The 20215-nt window shown below is 42.4% G+C and carries 18 protein-coding genes and 1 pseudogene; 7 read left to right on the forward strand and 12 right to left on the reverse strand.

Going from position 1 to position 20215, the window contains the following annotated elements; all coding sequences use genetic code 11:
- The first annotated feature begins 69 nt into the window (after positions 1–69).
- Complete coding sequence (locus J7529_RS20765; protein ID WP_318730537.1) at positions 70–663, forward strand: hypothetical protein; 594 nt, start codon at positions 70–72, stop codon at positions 661–663.
- 177 nt (positions 664–840) lie between these two features.
- On the opposite strand, the gene J7529_RS20770 is transcribed toward J7529_RS20765, so the two are convergent.
- The 3 genes from J7529_RS20770 to J7529_RS20780 form a co-directional block, all read right to left on the reverse strand.
- Entirely contained in the window at positions 841–2970 is a 2130-nt protein-coding gene (locus J7529_RS20770) for a PAS domain S-box protein (protein WP_318730538.1), read from the reverse strand.
- Positions 2971–3319: 349 nt separating this feature from the next.
- Entirely contained in the window at positions 3320–5224 is a 1905-nt protein-coding gene (mnmG, locus tag J7529_RS20775) for a tRNA uridine-5-carboxymethylaminomethyl(34) synthesis enzyme MnmG (protein ID WP_318730539.1), read from the reverse strand.
- A 31-nt stretch (positions 5225–5255) separates the two neighbouring features.
- Entirely contained in the window at positions 5256–8606 is a 3351-nt protein-coding gene (locus J7529_RS20780; RefSeq protein WP_318730540.1) for a DUF3883 domain-containing protein, read from the reverse strand.
- 244 nt (positions 8607–8850) lie between these two features.
- Between J7529_RS20780 and J7529_RS24835 the strand changes: the two are divergent.
- Positions 8851–9186: pseudogene (locus tag J7529_RS24835) on the forward strand (DUF433 domain-containing protein).
- Positions 9187–9375: 189 nt separating this feature from the next.
- Here the strand turns inward: J7529_RS24835 and J7529_RS20790 are convergent.
- The 4 genes from J7529_RS20790 to J7529_RS20805 all read right to left on the reverse strand — a co-directional run bounded on the left by J7529_RS20790 (position 9376) and on the right by J7529_RS20805 (position 12643).
- Positions 9376–10620, reverse strand: a complete 1245-nt coding sequence (locus tag J7529_RS20790; RefSeq protein WP_318730542.1) for a hypothetical protein — start codon at positions 10618–10620, stop codon at positions 9376–9378.
- Positions 10621–10762: 142 nt separating this feature from the next.
- Positions 10763–11425 (reverse strand): Uma2 family endonuclease, encoded by a 663-nt coding sequence (locus J7529_RS20795; protein WP_318730543.1) that lies wholly within the window; start codon positions 11423–11425, stop codon positions 10763–10765.
- A 180-nt stretch (positions 11426–11605) separates the two neighbouring features.
- On the reverse strand, positions 11606–12256 hold the full coding sequence (locus J7529_RS20800; RefSeq protein WP_318730544.1) for a Uma2 family endonuclease: 651 nt from the start codon (positions 12254–12256) through the stop codon (positions 11606–11608).
- A 39-nt stretch (positions 12257–12295) separates the two neighbouring features.
- Positions 12296–12643: a XisI protein gene (locus tag J7529_RS20805; RefSeq protein WP_318730545.1), complete on the reverse strand. Its 348-nt coding sequence runs from the start codon at positions 12641–12643 to the stop codon at positions 12296–12298.
- Positions 12644–12934: 291 nt separating this feature from the next.
- Here J7529_RS20805 and J7529_RS20810 point away from each other — a divergent pair, with 291 nt between their 5' ends.
- Both J7529_RS20810 and J7529_RS20815 read left to right on the forward strand, forming a co-directional pair.
- Positions 12935–14344: an NAD-dependent malic enzyme gene (locus tag J7529_RS20810; protein ID WP_318730546.1), complete on the forward strand. Its 1410-nt coding sequence runs from the start codon at positions 12935–12937 to the stop codon at positions 14342–14344.
- Positions 14345–14472: 128 nt separating this feature from the next.
- Positions 14473–14847: a hypothetical protein gene (locus tag J7529_RS20815; protein WP_318730547.1), complete on the forward strand. Its 375-nt coding sequence runs from the start codon at positions 14473–14475 to the stop codon at positions 14845–14847.
- On the opposite strand, the gene J7529_RS20820 is transcribed toward J7529_RS20815, so the two are convergent.
- The gene (locus J7529_RS20820; RefSeq protein WP_318730548.1) at positions 14819–15391 is read right to left on the reverse strand and encodes a Uma2 family endonuclease; all 573 of its coding nucleotides are present in this window, start codon (positions 15389–15391) and stop codon (positions 14819–14821) included. The two genes, J7529_RS20815 and J7529_RS20820, sit on opposite strands and share 29 nt — an antisense overlap.
- A 282-nt stretch (positions 15392–15673) precedes the next feature.
- Here J7529_RS20820 and moaA point away from each other — a divergent pair, with 282 nt between their 5' ends.
- The gene (gene moaA, locus J7529_RS20825; protein ID WP_413038949.1) at positions 15674–16660 is read left to right on the forward strand and encodes a GTP 3',8-cyclase MoaA; all 987 of its coding nucleotides are present in this window, start codon (positions 15674–15676) and stop codon (positions 16658–16660) included.
- A 20-nt stretch (positions 16661–16680) separates the two neighbouring features.
- Here the strand turns inward: moaA and J7529_RS20830 are convergent, their stop codons facing one another.
- Positions 16681–17259, reverse strand: a complete 579-nt coding sequence (locus J7529_RS20830; RefSeq protein WP_318730550.1) for a Uma2 family endonuclease — start codon at positions 17257–17259, stop codon at positions 16681–16683.
- Positions 17260–17316: 57 nt separating this feature from the next.
- Positions 17317–17895: a Uma2 family endonuclease gene (locus J7529_RS20835; protein ID WP_318730551.1), complete on the reverse strand. Its 579-nt coding sequence runs from the start codon at positions 17893–17895 to the stop codon at positions 17317–17319.
- 207 nt (positions 17896–18102) lie between these two features.
- On the opposite strand from J7529_RS20835, the gene J7529_RS20840 reads away from it, so the two are divergent.
- The gene (locus J7529_RS20840) at positions 18103–19128 is read left to right on the forward strand and encodes an agmatine deiminase family protein (RefSeq protein ID WP_318730552.1); all 1026 of its coding nucleotides are present in this window, start codon (positions 18103–18105) and stop codon (positions 19126–19128) included.
- Positions 19129–19239: 111 nt separating this feature from the next.
- Here J7529_RS20840 and J7529_RS20845 read toward each other — a convergent pair whose 3' ends face one another.
- Together J7529_RS20845 and J7529_RS20850 are read right to left on the reverse strand one after the other, a co-directional pair.
- On the reverse strand, positions 19240–19644 hold the full coding sequence (locus J7529_RS20845; protein WP_318730553.1) for a type II toxin-antitoxin system VapC family toxin: 405 nt from the start codon (positions 19642–19644) through the stop codon (positions 19240–19242).
- A complete protein-coding gene (locus tag J7529_RS20850; protein WP_318730554.1) occupies positions 19629–19859 on the reverse strand; it encodes a prevent-host-death protein in 231 nt (76 codons plus the stop codon). The genes J7529_RS20845 and J7529_RS20850 overlap by 16 nt, the downstream gene beginning before the upstream one ends.
- A 151-nt stretch (positions 19860–20010) precedes the next feature.
- Here J7529_RS20850 and J7529_RS20855 point away from each other — a divergent pair, with 151 nt between their 5' ends.
- Positions 20011–20208 (forward strand): hypothetical protein, encoded by a 198-nt coding sequence (locus J7529_RS20855; RefSeq protein WP_318730555.1) that lies wholly within the window; start codon positions 20011–20013, stop codon positions 20206–20208.
- The last annotated feature ends 7 nt before the right edge of the window (positions 20209–20215 follow it).

Genomic DNA, 20215 nt, shown 5'->3' on the forward strand with positions numbered 1-20215 from the left:
ATTTTCGGCTGTTGCCGACATAAACGCCCCTAGCCCCTACCGCATCTTTGGTACTTTGGAGAATCTGCCATGGCCTATAGCAAATTCGATCTGCTGCGAGTTCAAAATGAGTTGGGTTTAACCCTTCACGAAACCCTTCATTTCTTACCTCCTGTCCCCTCAATTGAAGCCGATACACTTCTGAAAGAAACCTTAGCTGATAGTCTTCCGCTGGCTCTAGCACAGGGAAATGAAAAAGCTCGCAGTGAATGGATTATCAATCCCATTTTAACGGCTGTTCGTCGCTTATCTTCGCATGAAATTAGCGTCTTTTCTGGCCGAGAATTTAATATTGATGAAACACGGCAATTAGTCGGCTATGTGGATTTTTTGATTGCCCGATCGCCCCGTCTTTTAGTCCTAGAAAATCCAGTCGTCATGTTAGTAGAAGCCAAGCCAGAAAATCTCAATGCTGAATTAGGGCAATGCGGGGCAGAAATGGTGGCGGCTCAACTGTTTAATCAACGGACAGATCAGACCATTTATGGTTGCGTTACCAATGGAGAACTGTGGAAGTTTTTGAAATTAGAAGAAGCTCATTTAACCATTGATTTAGAAGCCTACGCGATCGATCCCATAGAGCGATTACTGGGCATTCTCATTCATCTTGCTTGTCGGGGATAAAGCTATATAGGGCTTCGCGCTAGGCAATAGGCAATAGCTTATATCAAATCCTTAAAATGTTTGCATCAATTGATGGCTGAGAGGCAAGGGTCTTAAGCCCCTTGTCTCCCAAGGATCGATTAATGGGAATGTTAAAGAGAAATGGTATTACTAATTCCCCATTATCCATGACTAGCGCTATCCTTGTTGACAAGGGATGTGAATGATAAATTCGGTTCCTTCCCCTGGAATTGAATGGCAATCCATTTTACCCCCATGATTTTTGACCACAATTTGGTAACTAATTGACAAACCTAAACCTGTGCCTTTCCCTACCGGCTTCGTTGTAAAAAATGGATCAAATAAGCGTTGTTTGACCCGTTCCGGGATTCCCATGCCATTATCTTGAATGCGAATTGCTACCCAGTTTGAATCCAGCAATTGGGTAGCAATCCGAATTTGTCCCTCACGAGGCTCTTGTAAATGTCCTTGTTTCGAGCAAAGGGATTCATCGATCGCATCTATGGCATTACTGAGGATATTCATCACTACCTGATTCAGTTGTCCGGCATAACACTCTATTTTAGGTAATTCTCCGTACTCTTTAATTACCTCAATTCCGGGATAATCGGGTTTCACTTTCATCCGATTGTGCAGAATCAGTAAGGTGCTATCAATCCCCTCATGAATATCAACCGACTTCACTGCTGATTCATCTAAGCGGGAAAAAGTACGCATGGATTTGACAATTTCTCTGATCCGCTCCGTACCGACAGTCATGGAATGGAGCAGTTCCGGCAAATCTTCGAGGAGAAAATCCAGGTCTTTGACTTCTGTGGCTTCGGCGATCTCCGGATGGGGTTGGGGATAATGCTCTTGATACAATTGTAGAATATCTACCAAATCCTGCATGTAATTTTCGGCATGTAACAAGTTCCCATAGATAAAGTTCACTGGATTATTAATTTCATGGGCTACTCCCGCCACCATTTGTCCTAGGGATGACATTTTTTCCGCTTGAATTAAATGAGATTGAGTTCGTTTTAAGTCACATAACGTTTCCTGAAGTTGTTGATTTTTTTCTTTTAATAAAGATTCAGAATGGCGCAAGGCATGTTCCGCCTGTTTGCGAGCAGTCATATCAATGCAGATCATGCCCACACCTTTAGATTGACCTTGCTCGGTGGTGAGGGGAAAGTAGTTTTCTAACCAATGACGCACAACACCGGATAACCGTGGTGTTTCATGGGAAACTTCAATATTGAGTAGGGGTTTACCACTGGTTAAGACCTCCCTCAGATGGGGTTCGAGGGTTTTAGCTCGATAGGGATTAATTTCACTAATGGTTTTTGTCAGATGATCGCCGATCGTACTATCATTGGTACTGGCAAGGGTTTCGTTAACTTGCACGAATCTCATTTTTTTGTCCAGAATTGCCATACCAATGGGAGCAGCTTTGAAGAAGGCATTCCAGAGTTGATCTCGCCAGACGAGTTCCTTTTGCAAAGCTTGGCGATCGCTAATATCTCGTCCTTCTGCAATCAGCATTACCACTTTCCCACAGGAGTCCATCACCGGTTTGAGGGAAAAGTCTACCGTGATACTTTGCTGATTTATGCCCAAAAAATCAACTGTACAGCGCAGGGTTTTACCCTTAGCTGCTTGCTTAATTTTAGCTTTGAGTTGTTCCTGATTGGCGTAATCTTGGGGCCACCATGGCGCATTCCATAGATCTTGATCGATAACATCAGAAAGTTGAACCCCTGCAAACTCTAGGATGGTGTGATTCGCTTCTAAAATTTCTCCTTCTGGAGATAATAGCGTCATAAATCCAAACGCAGAGTTGAATATTGCTCGAAAGCGACGTTCACTTTCCTTGAGTGCTTGTTGTGCCTTGCGGCGATCGCGTAAGACGGCTTGGTGTTCGCTCGTATCAGTGACCACTCCCAGAAAGGTCGGAGGAGTAGAGGGGCTAGTATACAGCAAGGAAACTGCTAAGTTCACCCAAGTCATGGAGCCATCTTGATGCAGATAGCGTTTTTCTTGCATGAAGGTTTGCAACTCGCCCTCTAGAAGTTGATCGATCAAGGGGCGATCACCCTCAATATCATCGGGATGAATAATTTCCATCAACGAATGACCTTGCAACTCTTGAGGGGGATAGCCGATCAAACGACCAAACTGAGGATTAATTCTGAGAATTTTTCCCTCTAGAGACCATTCAAGCATACCCGTGGGGGCTTGATTGAAGAGGGTATTTTCTCTATTGGTATCCATGGGAGTCACTTGAGTTTTTAAGGGCGTTTTATAAGAGTTGTCAGATTTCAAAAGGTACATATTAGGTTTGATTTATGATTTTGGGGTTTGTGAATACTTTGAGTATAAGGTAGAGGTATGAAGATGATCTTAATATTGTTTACAAAACGTTATCAAAATAACGTTAGCTTAATGTGTTGGAGTTCAGCTCTCTTGCTTTGTATTTATTGATACAAAGGTTTTTCAAGAAAACATAGGGTCAGGATTGATAGATTGAAGCCTGTTTGATTCCTGTGCTATCCAATAGTCGTGGCGTGGAACAGCTAATTTGAGGAATGAGACAGCTAGGTTTGTTGTTGCGCTTTAGTGTTATGGAAGCTCTGGCAGCTAAAGCGCAATAAAAATCAACAATTGTTAATGATTAATGGTTAATGGTTAATGGTTTCCGGTTTTGTACCTCCAAATAAATTAACAAAGCATTCATATCGGCTGGATTTACTCCACCAATTCTAGAGGCTTGACCCACAGTCAACGGGCGTACGCGATCTAATTTTTCCCGTGCTTCCATGGACAAAGTTTCAATTTGGAAATAATCTAAACTTTCCGGTAGCTTGTGATTGGCATGACGGTTAATTTGGTCAATTTGATTTTGTTGCCGTTGGATATAGCCAGAATATTTAATCTCAATCTCTGCCCCTTGTTTTTCTTCAGAGGCTAACTCAGTATTTCCCAAGCCATAGCGCTCTAAGTCCCCATAATGGAATCGGGGACGGCGCAACAGATCGGCCAGAGTAATCGATCCCTTAATCTTTTGTTCAGTATCGGCTACAATCTTCTGACCAACAGGCTCGTGTTCTTTTACACGGATTTCATACAGTCGTTCTTTTTCCCCAGCAATCTTCTCTTGCTTCTCGGTAAAAAGAGTCCAGCGTCGGTCATCAATCAAGCCAATTTCTCGACCCAAAGGCGTTAACCGGCGATCGGCATTATCAGAGCGTAGCACCAGACGATATTCTGAACGGGAGGTTAACATCCGATAGGGTTCGCGCAGTTCTTTCGTACACAGATCGTCAATCAGTGTACCGACATAACTCTGTTCGCGGGCAAAAATAATCGGCTCTTGTCCGCGTACCAAACGTACCGCATTCACGCCAGCGACTAAGCCTTGAGCAGCCGCTTCTTCATAACCGGTTGTACCATTAATTTGTCCGGCACAAAACAACCCTTCTACCTTCTTAGTCATCAGTGTAGGATAACACTGGGTTGCTGGTATATAGTCATACTCAACTGCATAAGCCGGGCGCAACATCACACACTTTTCCAATCCGGGTAAAGAGCGCAACATCTTCAATTGCAATGTTTCTGGTAAACCCGTAGAAAACCCTTGGATATACAATTCCGGAATAGTGCGTCCTTCCGGTTCAATAAAGATTTGATGGGACTCTTTGTCGGCAAAGCGAACAATTTTATCCTCAATACTGGGACAATAGCGCGGCCCTTTGGCATCCACCCACCCGCCATACACGGGAGAAAGATGCAAATTATCCCGAATGAGTTGATGGGTTTCAGCAGTTGTACGGGTAATGTAACAGTCCATCTGTTCCCGTGGAACCCAAACCTCTGGGTCAAAACTAAACCAACCGGCTTCATCTTCTCCCGGTTGCCGCTCCATTTTGCTATAGTCCGCAGAGCGCTTATCCACACGCGCGGGGGTTCCAGTTTTCAGTCGTCCGGTTTCAAACCCCAAGCGGTTTAGGGTTTCCGTGAGTCCCACGGCGGCAAATTCACCCGCACGTCCGGCATCCATGGATTTTTTGCCCACCCAGATTTTACCGCCCAGGAAGGTTCCGGTGGTGAGAATGACGGCGCGACATCCGAAGGCGACTCCAAAGTAGGTTTCTACGCCGATAATTTCATCATTGTTGCCCAATACCAAGTCGGTGACCATGCCTTCGCGCAAGACGAGGTTGTCTTGGTTTTCGACGATATTTTTCATTACCGCAGCGTATTCGCGCTTATCGGTTTGAGCGCGTAGGGCCCAAACTGCGGGGCCGCGCGAGGCATTGAGGACGCGCTTCTGGAGATAGGTGCGATCGCTCATTTTCCCAATTTCCCCCCCCAAAGCATCCACCTCATGGGTTAATTGGGACTTCGCCGGCCCTCCCACAGCAGGGTTACAGGGTTGCCAGGCAATTTTATCCAGATTAAGCGTCAGCAGAAGGGTGCGACATCCAAGGCGGGCAGAGGCAAGGGCTGCTTCGCACCCGGAATGGCCTGCACCGACAACAACGATCTCAAATTCATCTTGGAAGTCTACGGAAGTCATGGCGTTGCGGTTGAACGGAAAACATAGACTTTTATTGTAGCAATCTGACAACCTGAAGACACTTGATTTTCGGATTGGATGCGCGAATACCAAAGATACGAGCCAAATAATAGTAATCACACTGCTCGGAAAACTCCCATTCTGCTCGACTGACATAAAATGGGATGCGATCGCACTGAGATTCATCTGTCACAGTGGTTTTCGCATCAATATACAAATATTCTGCACCCTGTTCATCAAGAATCACAAAATCATAGGGCTGGCGCTGTTCAGTCTCTTGGTTAAGCCAAATGACGCGACTCTCACCAAAATTTTCAACCAACTGATGATACAAAAAATCTTCTCCCTCTCGGCCAATAGCAGCAATATCTTGTTTATAAGAATTAACATTACTAACTGGTAAATATGGAATAGTAAGAACACTTATTTTTTTTGAAGATCGAACTGATTTGGGTTTAATAAACAGATGCATGACTGCTTCATAAACTCCCAATTCATGCAAGGCAAATATCAAACTGGAATTCTCTCCAAGTTCCACCGCATCTTGTAAAAGATTGATTGCCGATATTTTTTCTTTATTTTCGATTAACTCAGTTACTTCATCTAACGTGACTTCATCTAAAGATATTTCTTTCACTAAAAGATTAAAACTCTCAAACTCCCGATCGGTCATTTCCTGTCTCACAACTTGAAATGCTTTGAATTGCTGTGAATTTTGGGCAAAATCTTCTAGATCTTGCTCAGACACATCTGGGTTTTCTGCCAAACGACTTAATGCCGATAGTTTGTCCTGGTGATTGAGAATTTTGAAGATGTCGGTACTGACTTCCGTATCACTCAATGTCTTCAGAAATAGACTAGCTCTATTACTATAAAAGTAAGGGAATATCCGATCGAGCAAATCATCGGATTGATAATTAGACCATTCAATTAATGTAGTGATTACCCTGGTAAATTGAGAATCTCCAGTTTTATCTTCTCTCTCCCAAGTTTTTAGCGCTCCATCAATATCTATGGCAATATCTTTAATCGTTTTGATCTCTTCTTCCTTATGAAATAGAGTTTCAGCATTAAGAAATCGCTTATCTAATAGAAAATCATTCCAATAGTCAGAAGTCAGCATTTCCAGTGCTTCTTTTAACTCTTCCGGAATATCCTCATCTTTCTTCAGCTCTTCCTTAAGCATAAATTTCCCACATTGATTGGGAAGAAGAGAATAGTCTTGAAAGATTTTTTTATCTTGTTGATGAAGAAAACAAACAAACCGATCTAGCCATGAAATTACTCTATCTTGCTCCCAGTCAAAATATTTCACTAAGCTGTCCAAATTTTCCTGGTTTTCAATATCAACAGCAATAGAGCTAAAAATCCATTCATAAACTAGAGTCCATGAAAAACCTACCAAATTTTGTAAATAGGTTTTATCGGGAATTTGTCCAGGATAAAAATCACGGGAAAATTCCCAAATCTGATGTTTTGTAGAGGTTTCATTTTCTGAGGTAATAAAATAGCTGATTAGATGATATATTGGGCGACTTAAGTTCCAATAATCTGAAGTATCTTCTTTATTACTTGCCGCTTTAATACATGCATTAATTTCATTAGAAATATTTTTGACATCCTTGCGATCGATCTGATTTTCAAACCCTGTGATTCTGCGATCTAAGAGAATTTCTCGACAGGGTAAACTCAGCATTTCCATCACATCTTTCAGTTCTTCTGGAATGCGATTGTCAATGTAGCATCCTTCCTTATTGATCAATCTACCCTTTTGATTGGGGAGAAGGCAATATTTTCTCAGCAACTTTTCATGATGGTCTCTAACAAATTGAAGTACAGAGTTAAGCCATTCCAGAGTTTGATCGATATTCCAATCGAGATGTTCTGCCAGTGCCTCAACCGTTTTGAGTCTATGAATATCTTCTAGAAAATTTTCAAAAGTGTATTTAATATCCTCTGACAATTTCTGACCTAAAGCTGATTTTAGGATGTCGTGCCAATCGAGAATATATTCGGGTTGAGGTAAGTATTCGGGATAAAAATCAGAGGCTAACTGGGCAAAGTGTTGAACTTTTGCTCTACTTTTGTAGCTAGGTATTAGAGCCTCTTTGAGGATGATTCTGATTCCTGCAACCGTATCTACGAAGGTGGTATTACTGAGTAGAGTGACCAAATCATCTAAAATTTTAGAGTTATACCAAGGTTCGTCAATATTGTCGGGAATTTTAGCCGTATTTTTCAATTTTGCCAATAAGTGAACCTGATGCCAATTGGAACTGACTAAATGGAGTAACTCAGCATAAAGTAAGTTGGCTTGTTCTAAAAGCTCTTTATTTTGAGGGGTTTTGATGGGATTATCGGGATTGAGTAAGATACCGTCTCTGGGTTCGGTGGGATTGAATAAGGGACTATTGATGACGACGGGATAGGGAAAAGTTTCGGAACCAATTAGGGGAAATTCACAGAAAAGGGTTGGGATTTCATCGGGAATTTCTTGAATCGAATAAACCTGATTGTCTCGTGGTTCTACTTCAACCGCAAGGGTAAGGGTTTGCTGGGAATTGGATAAGCAAGCGATGGTTTGTTGCTGTTGTGCGGAATTAGTCTTTTGTTGTACAATTGTCACAAGCAACAGGGTATCAATTTGATGACGCTCAAGAGTTTGATAGTGATAGGTTACATCTTGAGTTCGATCGGATACCGTGACAGAGGTAATGGTAGGGATAAAAGCGAGTGCATAGGCGATCGCGTGATGCAAGTCCTCAATACCTGCTTGAGCGACTTTAAAACCAGCTTCATCTAATACATAACGAAAGCAAGTATCACAGGTTTGGTTGGGTTGATAGTTGTCTATGGGGGGATAAGAGCGATCGCTATCAATAGCTTCAAAGATCGAAAACGCAGCATCAACATTTTCAATCATTTCGTCTAAGTCAGTTGGACTTCTATCGAGAAGAATATTAAATGGCTTGTAAACACAGATTTGATCCTCCTGATTTTTCAGAACTCCACTAATTTCAACCTTCCGGGAAAGCAAATGAGTCGTCATGAAGCCTGTGCCAAATTTTCCTGTAGTTTTAGGCGTTTGGTTGTCTTCCCGTTTGCGCTCTTTACTGGAAACTTGTTCAATTAAGTAGGTAATATTTTCAATCGAGAAGGGATTGCCATTGTGTCTAAACTCCACATAGTCTTGAGTCAAGATAATTTCAATCTTAACTTCCTCATGCGCTACATCTTTAGCATTTTGCAGTAATTCCCAAATCCATCGCCGTTTAGAAGATGCTCGATTAAAAAGCTGATCGATTCCATCCAGAAGTTTGGTGGCGATAACTTTCTGATAGGCTTTTTTTCTAGCCTCTTCTGCCTGCTGTCGAATGCCCATGTTTTCCCTGATATGTGAGTTGTTTTTATTGTATCATACTCTAGCTTGACGGCGATCGCCCCCACCATCCCTCACCCATACTATTTCACCTTGAGTTTAGGATATAACTAGATTAAGTCAGTCATAGTGTAGGTTGGGTTGAGAAACGTTTCGGCCCAGTTCCAGATGAGGTTATAGTGAGTCAAACTGCTTCTAGGCTATAATCAATTACACAAAAAAATCACTCATTCAGCCTAAAAAAATTATGAGTTCAACGCCTGAATTACTGAACCGAATTACGCAAAATACCGGTCAATGTGGCGGTCGTCCCTGTATTCGAGGGATGTGAATTCGCGTCACCGATATTTTAGGAATGTTATATCATTTCGCTATGAAGCTGCAACCGATCAATCCTTGAGTAGCAAGGGTTTAGAGCCAATCATGAAGCGCATCTTAAATGGTATTAGCAGAAAATGTTAGCGTTACTGAAATTTTAGAGGACTTTCCCGATCTAGAACTAGCCGATATTCAAGCTTGTTTGATCTTTGCTGCACGACGTACTGATTTTCCGAGACTAACCGCAACTTGCGAGAATTGTTGACGGCGACTTTACCTGATGCGTTAGAGCAATTGTACCAAGGAGAAATAATTGTGGAAATTATGAATATTGCTTAAAATGACCGATCGACAAAAATTGATGAAATTTTTGCAGATGTTCGCGATCGCACTCCTACACCCGAAAAACCTTGCTGGTTATGAGCATAAAATTCCTCTACTGCTGTCTAAGATCCTAATCACAAGGATGCAATCGACTCACTCCTCTCCTAATGCGTAGCCATTCATTCGCTAATCTGGTTTCCCCTGGTTGAATTTGGCGATCGCCTAATTCTGGATTCCGAATATAAAATATCGCATCAGCAACCCGATCTAAATCCTTGCTTGATAAGTTAACTCCATCACGAGATACACTATCATAATTGGCAAGGCCCGCTGAATTAGCCAGTGCTGAATTGGTCAGTCCACTCTCACAGTTATGATTGTGAGGAATGAGAAGCGCTTGCATCACATTTTGAATGGCATTCCATTCTCTGACATACTCCGTTTCATCCGGCCGAATTTTGCGCTCTGACAGTTGGGGATTGACACTATAGAAAAAACGATCTGTCCACAAATCGATCGCTTCTGGCGAGATCGGGTTTCGAGCATCACTGATATATCCGGTTTCTTGCAGAAATATACGTAAATCTACAAAAAATGAACTGCGATCGTCATGGAGATAAACGTTCTGTATCCGTTGCCAGCCATCTTCTGCTTCTTCGAGTAAATATTTTGTTGCTAAATAGGCAGCCAAAATTCCCCGAACATTAGATGGCTCATCTCCATATGTTTCCTTTCGGGTTTGATAAGATTCCCAGAGTTGAGTGGCAGAGCTATCAATCTCTTCAGGAAAACGAGTTGTTACCTCTCTCAAACTGTCTTGATGATATTGCCAAATCCGTGGAGGAAAAGCAGAATCAGCATAAGAGGTAAATGCATAAGCAAAACGAGAATCACGGCTGTAAAATTCTATGATGCCATCATCATCTAAATCTTTAAGGCTAGGTATAGCGACTCCATCTCCCCAGTCATGGGTCATGTAAGTATAGTTTTGAGATGCTCGATCGTAGCGGTAGATGAAGGAATAGAAACAACAGTGAGCGCCACCGGTAAAGAAAGTCAGGACTATTTCAGGTTCTGAATCTCCATCCAAATCTTGAACCCAAGAGGAGGGATCGTTTTCTCTAAAGTAGGGGCGATCAAATTCTTTACTTCGGGTAGGGATAGGCTGATTTAAGATGATTTTACCGTCTCGAATAAGTTTTAAGCGTAAATTTAAAACTCGAAAATCATCTTCCTTTTGGTCATAGGAAACTTCGGCTTGCACATGACGAAATTCCGCCCTCTCAATCACAGCATGTACTTTCTCTGGAGTTAAAACGAATAAAGAACTCATTACAGCAGAAAGTCCACAGGTTAATAAGGAGGATATTTTCATCTTAGGTTTAAATTATCATTACAAGCTTATCATTACAATCTTACTCTAGCTCATGGTAGAGTGTGTTAATTATATCATCGAGCAGACAGAGCTGCAAGCAGCGATCGCCATGACAAGTCTTAAAACAGACTAAATCTAAACGTTATGTAGACTGGCTCTCCAAAATCACTCTAATTCTTTCCCGAAACAACCGCACCGCAGATCGTTGTCCAACCGCTTTACTCTGCTCGATAAAACTGGGGATTTCATCCAAAGGTAAAAAGGGAAAAGCCAGACTTTTATCCGACCGTTGATATTCTCCCTCAATCAGTTGATAAACTTGCAGGGTTTCCTTGGTATATCTCCACAGTTCCGGCACTCCCAATGCTGCATAAATCGTAAATTTCTTCAGGGATGAGCGAGTATAATCTGACTCAATTGCCAAATCTGGAGGGGGATCGTTAGGCAGTTTAATAATTTTATCTCTGACTAAAGCTTCATTCTGAATATAAAAGCAAGTATCTGGCTCAATGGCACGACTTAAATCTTCTCGTTCTAAGAGCAAGGCACCGACATCCATCACCTCAATTTCTAATTCATCGGCGATAGTATCAATAAAACGTGCTATTAGTCGATTAGGGACTTCATGCTGTTGTAATGGCATCCTCAGTTCTAACACTCCTTTATCATAAGCAATTCTCCACGCCCGATCCTCGCCAACATCTGCCATCAGTGCCTGATACGTTGACCAGCTTACATTTCGTAAAATGATGCGATTTTCTGGGGAAACTTGCTGTGGTTTAGGAGCTAATGTTGTAGTTTGCATCCGTAGTATCCTTGGGCATTTGATTTAGCAATACCTTCGCCAATCGTTAGGAGTTACGGGGCAATTGGCTCTAAGCCCCTTGTCTAAGCCTAGTGAAAGCCAAGCTACGGAAAAATGTCGAAGGTATTCATTCAGTGTAACATTTTTTAAGCATAAGAGCAATAGAGTTTTTGCCATCGCTTAATCGAGAATTTCTCGAATTATTTGCCGAAATAACCGCACTGCCGATCGCTGTCCTATCTCTTTACTCTGCTCGATAAAACCGGGTATTTCATCCACAGGTAAAAACGGGAAAGCGAGACTTTTATCCGACTTTTGATATTCTCCATCAATCAGTTGATAAACTTCCAGGAGTTCCTTGGTATATCTCCACAGTTCTGGCACTCCCAATGTTGCATAAATCGATGCTTTATTCATCGAGGAATGGGTATAGTCAGACTCGACTGCTAAATCTGGCGGTGGAACTTCATCTAGATTAATACTTCTGCCTCTAACGAGAGCTTCACTCTGAATATAGAAACAGGTAGCGGGTTCAATAAAACGATTTAAATCTTCCCGCTTTAAACTTAAAGATCCCAAACTTCTCAGTTCAATTTCCAACTCATCGACTAAGACTTCTACAAAGTTCTCAATCAGTCGCTTGGGTTCTTCATGTTCTTCTAAAGGCATCCTAATTTCTAACACTCCGCGATCGTAGGTGAATCGACAAGCCCGATTTTCTCCAACTTCTGCGAGCAAGGCAGTAAATGTTAACCAGCTTACTCCGTTTAAAATAACTTTTCCTCCTGGGATAACTGGCTGTTCTGTGGGAGGCGGTTTTGTGGTTACCATCTCATACTACCTCAATAAATTTATCCATTTATATCCTGTTTAACCCACAGCATAATCAGTCATTTCTCGCATAATAGGAGGGAAAAAACCGAAAACTATATCGTGTTTAGGTACACCCAAGTCAACTAAATCTGCTGCCATATCATGCTCGGTTGAGTTAGCAAAAATCCAGATTTTTTCATTGCGGATATCCATATGCATGACACAATGATGTACCCAGCGCTCATTAAGCCAACCGAGATGGACAATTGGATAGTGATTTCGCTCGGTGTCAAAAATAGTTAAAACTTCAATCTCACCATAAGCTGGCTTAACTTTTGCGTAATCGATTAGCAATTGCTGCACAATTTGTTGATAGTGGGTTAATTGATCGCTCAGTTCTTCCATAGTAAAATCGCCTCTGATTCAACATTGTAAACGATAAGTTTGACAGAATTTTCTTTGGGTTGGATAAATTACTCAACTAATTATATTATAGAGCTATCTAAAATCTCTTGGTTTGTAAATTACGTTAGGTTTCACTTGCGGACAATCCAATCTACGGGAAAATAGTGAAGATATGATTAAGGGAAGAAGTTTTGTTCTGTTTTGCTGATTAGCGTCCTGTGATGGGGTATCCTAAGTGACGATCACCATAACCGATCGCGGCAACACTAATCACTGAATGAGAGGAAATTCATGACTGAGCCGTCTCACACCACTAAATTGAATCCTAGCTCTAGTTTTAGCGTCAAAATTCGGGTTAAACTCCGAAATCGTGCCGGAGCCTTAGCTAAGGTAACTGGGGCGATCGCATCTATTGGAGGGAGTTTAGGGGAAATTAATCTTTTGGAACGCACCCTTGATTTTACGCTGCGGGACATTACGGTTGATGCTGGCTCTACGGAACAAGCAGAGGAGATTGTCCAAGGGATTAAAGCCATACCGCATGTTGAAGTGCTGGATGTGTCGGATAAAACGTTCGATCTGCATAAAGGTGGGAAGATTACCATTGATAGCAAAATAGCCATTAAAGGTCAGTCTGACTTGGCTATGGCTTATACTCCTGGGGTCGGTCGGATCTGTAAGGCGATCGCCGAAAATCCAGAAAAAGCCTTTGATTTAACCATTAAAAGTAATACGGTTGCCATTGTCACTGATGGTAGTGCTGTCCTAGGATTGGGGAATCTGGGCCCCTTAGGTGCGCTGCCGGTGATGGAAGGAAAAGCCATGCTGTTTAAGGATTTTGGTGGACTCGATGCCTTTCCGGTTTGTCTGGATACCCAAGATACCCAAGAGATTATTGAAACGGTAAAACGGATGGCTCCTGTATTTGGTGGAGTGAATTTGGAAGATATTAGCGCTCCCCGATGCTTTGAAATTGAGCGTCGTTTGAAAGAAGAGTTGGATATTCCCATTTTCCACGATGACCAACATGGAACGGCGATCGTCACTCAAGCGGCGCTCTATAATGCCCTGAAATGGGTGAAAAAGAGCCTGGGAGAGGTGCGAATTGCGATCAATGGGGCCGGAGCGGCTGGGGTGGCGATTGCCCATCTATTGCAAGAAGCAGGAGCCAAAACCATCATCATGTGTGACTCGAAGGGCATTGTGTCTACCGAACGGTCAGATTTGAACGCGGCTAAACAGGAGTTTGCCGTGGCGGAGTCGGGATCTTTAGCCGATGCCATGAAAAATACCGATGTCTTTATTGGGGTGAGTGTACCAGGGGTGCTGACTCCAGGAATGGTAAGTACGATGGCAAAAGATGCGATCGTGTTTGCCATGGCTAACCCCATTCCGGAAATTCAACCAGAGTTAGTCACAGATCGCGTAGCAGTTATGGCTACCGGACGCAGTGACTATCCGAATCAAATCAATAATGTCTTAGCCTTCCCTGGGGTCTTCCGAGGTGCTTTAGATTGCCGCGCCCGCAGTATTACTCGCAAAATGTGCATTGAAGCAGCAGGGGCGATCGCCTCTTTAGTCAGTCCCATTGAGCTGAGTCCCCATCATATCATTCCTTCTGTATTCGATTCTCGCGTTGCTACTGCCGTATCTGCTGCGGTGCAACAAGCAGCCCGGGCCGAAGGTATTGCCCAGTGTTAAAACAGGATGGGGGATAGGGGGATAGGGGGATAGGAGGATGGGGGAATATACAACGATCTCCCCTTCTCCTGCTAACCCTACCTATCCCTTGAATGAATTACCCGAACTTGATGTAACCCCCAATAACTATGAAAACTGTTTCCTATTGGATCGGTGCTAGTGTTAGCACTCTTATTCTTGGATCTCCCTTCGTCGCTTGGGCAGGGCCAACGCTATACTACGAAAAATTATGGTTAGATCTGTCAGTTTCGGCTTGTTTGCAGAGAGCAGAAGAGGCGATCGCCTCTACCGAGGTTCCGGTGTTAAATGTCAATGACACTCGCGTGTTAGCCGTCAGTCCTACCGTCTCGGTGGCGATCGACTGCGAGGCGATCGACACTAAAACCCGCATTATCATTATGGTCAGTAGCGATGGCAATGAACCCATGATAGCCATTAACTTAACCCAAACGTTGAAAGAAGCCATGAGCGACATCAATCATAAAGATCCAGAGTCAAACTAAATCCAGGTAATATGGATTCGCCAGATAACTCTGTAGGCAAACTTCGCACTTCTACCTCTTTTTGTGGCCGATAAATTTCCACTTGTTGCTGTTGGGGATTAATCAACCATGCCAATTGTACCCCCGCATCGATATATTCAGTCATTTTGGCACGCAACTGTTCTAAACTATCCGTTGCTGACCTTAATTCGATCGCAAAATCGGGCGCAATGGGTGGAAATTTGCGTCGTTGTTCGGGAGTTAAAGCTAAATAGCGTTCCCGGCGAATCCAAGCCGCATCTGGAGAACGATCCGCACCATTGGGTAGCTTAAATATAGTCGAGGAACTGAAGGTATAACCCAGGTCAGTTTGTCGATTCCAAATTCCCAAATCAGTGATTAAATCTGCTTCTCGCTTTCCGCTATCGCCTCCTACAGGGGACATAATAATCAGTTCTCCTCTAGCATTTCGTTCAAAGCTAAAATCACGGTTATTTTGACATAAGTGATAGAATTGCTCGTCACTGAGGTTAACGGTATCTAAATTTAATGTCAAAGGACTCATAACATTACCTCTAACCTGAATATTGATTAATATTGTATCATGCTTTACGGATTGAGCTGTTTTAATACTAACCCATTTGCGTCCTAAATAGAAAACGATAGCGTTTCTCTCTTCTATGAGATACAGCTTGAAGCCTTCAACCCTAAGCCATACAAGCTATTGCCTATTCCCTATTGCCTATTCCCTAGAGCGAAGCGCTATAATACGTTGATATTTTTGTTTATCTGTTTTTGCTTTAAAAGCAACCTCAAAACCAGAACCATGTTTCATTCTCCTGACTCTATGCATACAGTAGATTACCTCCGCATCAGCCTAATTGACCGATGTAATTTTCGGTGCGACTATTGTATGCCTGCGGATGAAGAACTCAACTATATCTTAAGTCAAAATCTCCTCGCATCTGACGAGATTCTTACCCTCTTGAAAGAGGTTTTTATTCCCCTTGGTTTTACCCGCTTTCGCTTAACCGGAGGTGAACCCTTACTACGTCCGGGAGTGGTGGATTTGGTGCGACAAATTGCCCAACTGCCCCAAACCCAAGATTTAGCCATGACTACGAATGGATTTTTACTCGATACCTTGGCGCAAGACCTGTATGATGCCGGTTTGAGGCGGATTAATATTAGTCTTGATTCCCTAGAACCAGAGACATTTGACAAAATTATCGGAAATCGGGGTAAAAGTCGCTGGGAACGAACATGGGCAGGGATTCAGAAGGCATATGAAGTAGGGTTCAACCCCTTAAAATTGAATGTGGTAGTGATTCCTGGGGTGAATGACCATGAGGTGTTAAATTTAGCGGCATTAACTCTAGATCGCCAATGGCATGTCAGATTTATCGAGTTTATGCCCATTGGCAATGGTCATTTATTTACCGAGCGAGCCTGGATACCTTCGGAGGAATTACGCCAAAGAATTCGGGAGTGTTGGGGACTTACAGAGGGTGAGGTGCGTGGAAATGGGCCGGCAGATGTGTTCCAAATTCCTGGCGCTCAGGGGACATTGGGGTTTATTAGTCAGATGTCCGAGTGTTTTTGCGATCGCTGTAATCGAATGCGGTTATCGGCTGATGGTTGGTTGCGTCCCTGTCTGCTCAATGAAACTGGACAGATCGATCTCAAAAGCGAGTTGCGATCGCAGGTTCCTTTAACCGAATTACGCCAACAAGTCGCCGATCTCTTACAGATTAAACCAGAGATTAATTTCAAACAACGGGAATCGGGTACAGAAGGCGCTTACACCCGCACCATGTCCCAGATTGGAGGATGAGAGCGCTAGGGGGAAATCACTCAAGCTTCTGGCGTTAAATTCAGGCCGCGATACACTTGTTCAATGGGAAAACGGAGGTTAATACTTGTGAGTTCTATGGTATCCCCTTCTTGATAGTTGATAATGATCCATTCTCCGGCATCATTTTTATGATACAAATCCATGGCTATGTGAGTCGAACTAACCAGTAAATAATCGATTAAGGCGGGATTCTGGCGATACATCCTAAACTTCCCACCGCGATCGTAGGCTTCCGTACTTTGAGATAAAACTTCCACAATTAAGCAGGGATAAGTGAAAGAGTTAGGGTTGTTTTTGTCGCGATCGTCGCAGGTAACACTAGCATCGGGATAAGTGTAGTTCTGAGTGTCAAGCATATTAATCTTGATATCTGAATTGCCTGTAATACAACCACTTCCTTCTAAATGAGCCTCAAACATCGCTGTAAATCGGATACCAATGCGCCCATGATTGACGCTACCGCCTCCCATGGCATAAACTTGACCTTCTATATATTCATACTTTTCTAGTTGTGCTTCTTCCCAAGCAAAATACTCTTCAGGAGTGAGATGGGGATAGTTATCTTTAGCTGCAATCATAATTATTAATTTTAATGGTTAATTTCTCAAAGATATTTGAACTGTAGGAAAAAAGCCTTAACCTTCTGGCGTTAAATTCAGGCCGCGATACACTTGTTCAATGGGAAAACGGAGGTTAATACTTTTGAGTTCTATGGTGTCCCCTTCTTGATAGTTGATAATGATCCATTCTCCGGCATCATTTTTATGATACAAATCCATTTCTATATGAGTCGAACTAACCAGTAAATAGTCGATTAAGGCGGGATTCTGGCGATACATCCTAAACTTCCCACCGCGATCATAAGCTTCCGTACTTTGAGATAAAACTTCCACAATTAAGCAGGGATAGGTAATATATTGGCTTGTATTTTTATCTCGCTCATCACAGGTCACACTAACATCCGGATAGGTATACTGATGAGTCTCAGCGATATTAACTTTCAGATCGGAATTGCCGGTTTCACAACCACTCCCTTCTAAGTGATTGGAAAATAAAGTGGTAAATTTGACGGAGATCAAGCTGTGATTTTTGCTGCCGCCTCCCATGGCATAAACTTGACCTTCTATATATTCATACTTTTCTAGTTGTGCTTCTTCCCAAGTGAAATACTCTTCAGGAGTGAGATGGGGATAATTATCTTTAGCTGCAATCATAGTTATCAGGAATGGAAAATAGAGTCTTTCCCCATCATAACATTGGCCACTATAGCAATTCTCTCTTCTATAGAGTACAGTGTGAAGCCTGAGATTCTAAACAATACCAGCTACTCTCTATTCCCTAGGGCGAAGTGCTATCCATTGACCACTATGATAATATGAAAGATATCTTAAATTATAAATTATCTATATCTTTAATCATTCATGAAACTCAAAAAATATAGGTTACTATTGATCGGTGTCTTCTTGTTTACGCTGCTGGGTTGTCTGTCCAGTGGAGGAAAAGAACTGCACGAGTTTAACCCAACAATTCGAGTACCTGCGGAGTGGGAAACCCATGCAGGTACATGGATGCAATGGCCAAGTGCTTATGAGTCAGAGATGCGTCCAGAATTTGCCCAGATTATCGATATTATTCAAGATTACGAACCGGTTCACCTGTTGACCAGTAGTGAGGCTGAAAAAAGGAGAGCCAAACAATTTTTGTTAAAAAAAGGAGTTCCCAATACCCAAATCACTTGGCATATTGTGCCCGTAGATAATGCTTGGTTGCGGGATAATGGGCCCATTTATGTGACGGATGGAATCGATCTGTGGATTCAAAATTGGAGATTTGATGCCTGGGGAGGGAACTTTGGCTCAGATATTGAGTACGAAAATGACAATCGGGTTCCCATTTATATTGGAGAATATTTGGGTTTGCCCGTTGAAGATTATCAAGATTATGTGTTAGAAAAAGGCAATTTAGAATTCAATGGCGCAGGGACATTAGTGCTAAATTGGGATTGTCAGGACGATCGCAATCCTGGAATGACTCAAAGGGAACATGAAGCCATTCTCAAGCAGGCTTTTGGGGTTCACACCATCATCTGGGCCTATGGACATCACCGAGATGATGGAACCACAGGTCACATTGATGGGATTGCACGGTTTGTTGACCGCAATACCTTGATGGTTGCAGATTACGAACGCTCAAAGACGGAACGGAATTTAGTAAGAGATGCTAAAAAAGCAGGATTAGAGGTCGTTCGCTATCCGGGTAATCCAAACTGGTTGGTCGGTAACGGATTTGTCTTAGCAATGGGGGAAGGAGAGGAGAGGATTGACGCTGCATTAAAATCTGAACTGGAAGTTCTATTTCCCGATCGCCAAGTTCACTTAATCGATGCAGAAGCGATCTTCGATTCAGGAGGCGGTATCCATTGTGTCACCAACGATCAGCCTGCATAATCTTTAGATTCAGGCGATTCCCTATCATTTGGAAACGGCCCACGATCGCACTTGTCCTAAAGTTACCGGAGTGCGATCACATGGCCAAAGGGAGAAATTTTGCGATCGCGCTTACCAAATGACTGGCGAATAGAAATCGGCTATTTTGCGATCTGCGGTAATAATAGCAGCGTTATTTTTCTGAGCCATTGCAACAATAACCCGATCTGCCGGATCTCGATGCTCCCATGATAATCGAACACTTTCTAGCCAAATTTCTTCATCTATCGGGACAAGACGAATCACATCAGACTTTTTTAAGGTGGCAAGATACTCATCAATATCCACCCCCAAATCTAATTTATTGTTTTTAATTTTAATAGCAATTTCCCAAATTGATATTGATGCAACCAGACCATTTTTATCTTGTTCCATGCGATCGCTGGCTTCTTTGGCTTTGGGAGAAAGGCGAGCAGGATCTAAACTCCACCAAATCAAAGCACAAGTGTCGAGAACAATTTTTATATTTCCTGCCATTCTTCAGTTGTTGGGTTGGTTAAGTCTTCCAAGTATTTAACTTTTCCTCGCATATTTTTAAATAACTCTGAAGTCGGGAGCGACTTTTTATAGGGGGAAATTGTAATAATCGGTTGATTTCCATCGGTGACTACAACTTCTTCCCCTTCCAACTCGACCAGGTGCAACACATTAGACAATTCACCGATTAATTGGTTTTTGTTAATTATTTTCATAAAAAACATAAAACGATGTAAACTATATCTATTATACCAAATTTAGTCAACCCATGAAATGTACAAGCCAAGTTGGAGGTAGCTCTCGTCTGGCTCCCCTTCCCCTCTGCTCCCTGCTCTCTTGCCTCCGCTCCTGTAAATTTAGGACAAATTGATAACCTCAATCGGTAAAAAAGCCCATGTTGTAATCAAAGTAGATGAATTATTTTGGCTGAATTTCTTAACCGCTAAATGTCAAGGCTGGGATTTGTCTACTGAACAAAATAAAGGGGCAGTATTGCACAAAATCACAAATCCAACCCCTGCTGTTTATATTTATCAATTAACAATCCTTGATAATACCTTTTAGATTCATG

Origin of the sequence: Roseofilum sp. Guam (genome assembly GCF_017746735.1) — a bacterium.
In the GTDB taxonomy this organism is placed as follows: Bacteria; Cyanobacteriota; Cyanobacteriia; order Cyanobacteriales; family Desertifilaceae; genus Roseofilum; species Roseofilum reptotaenium.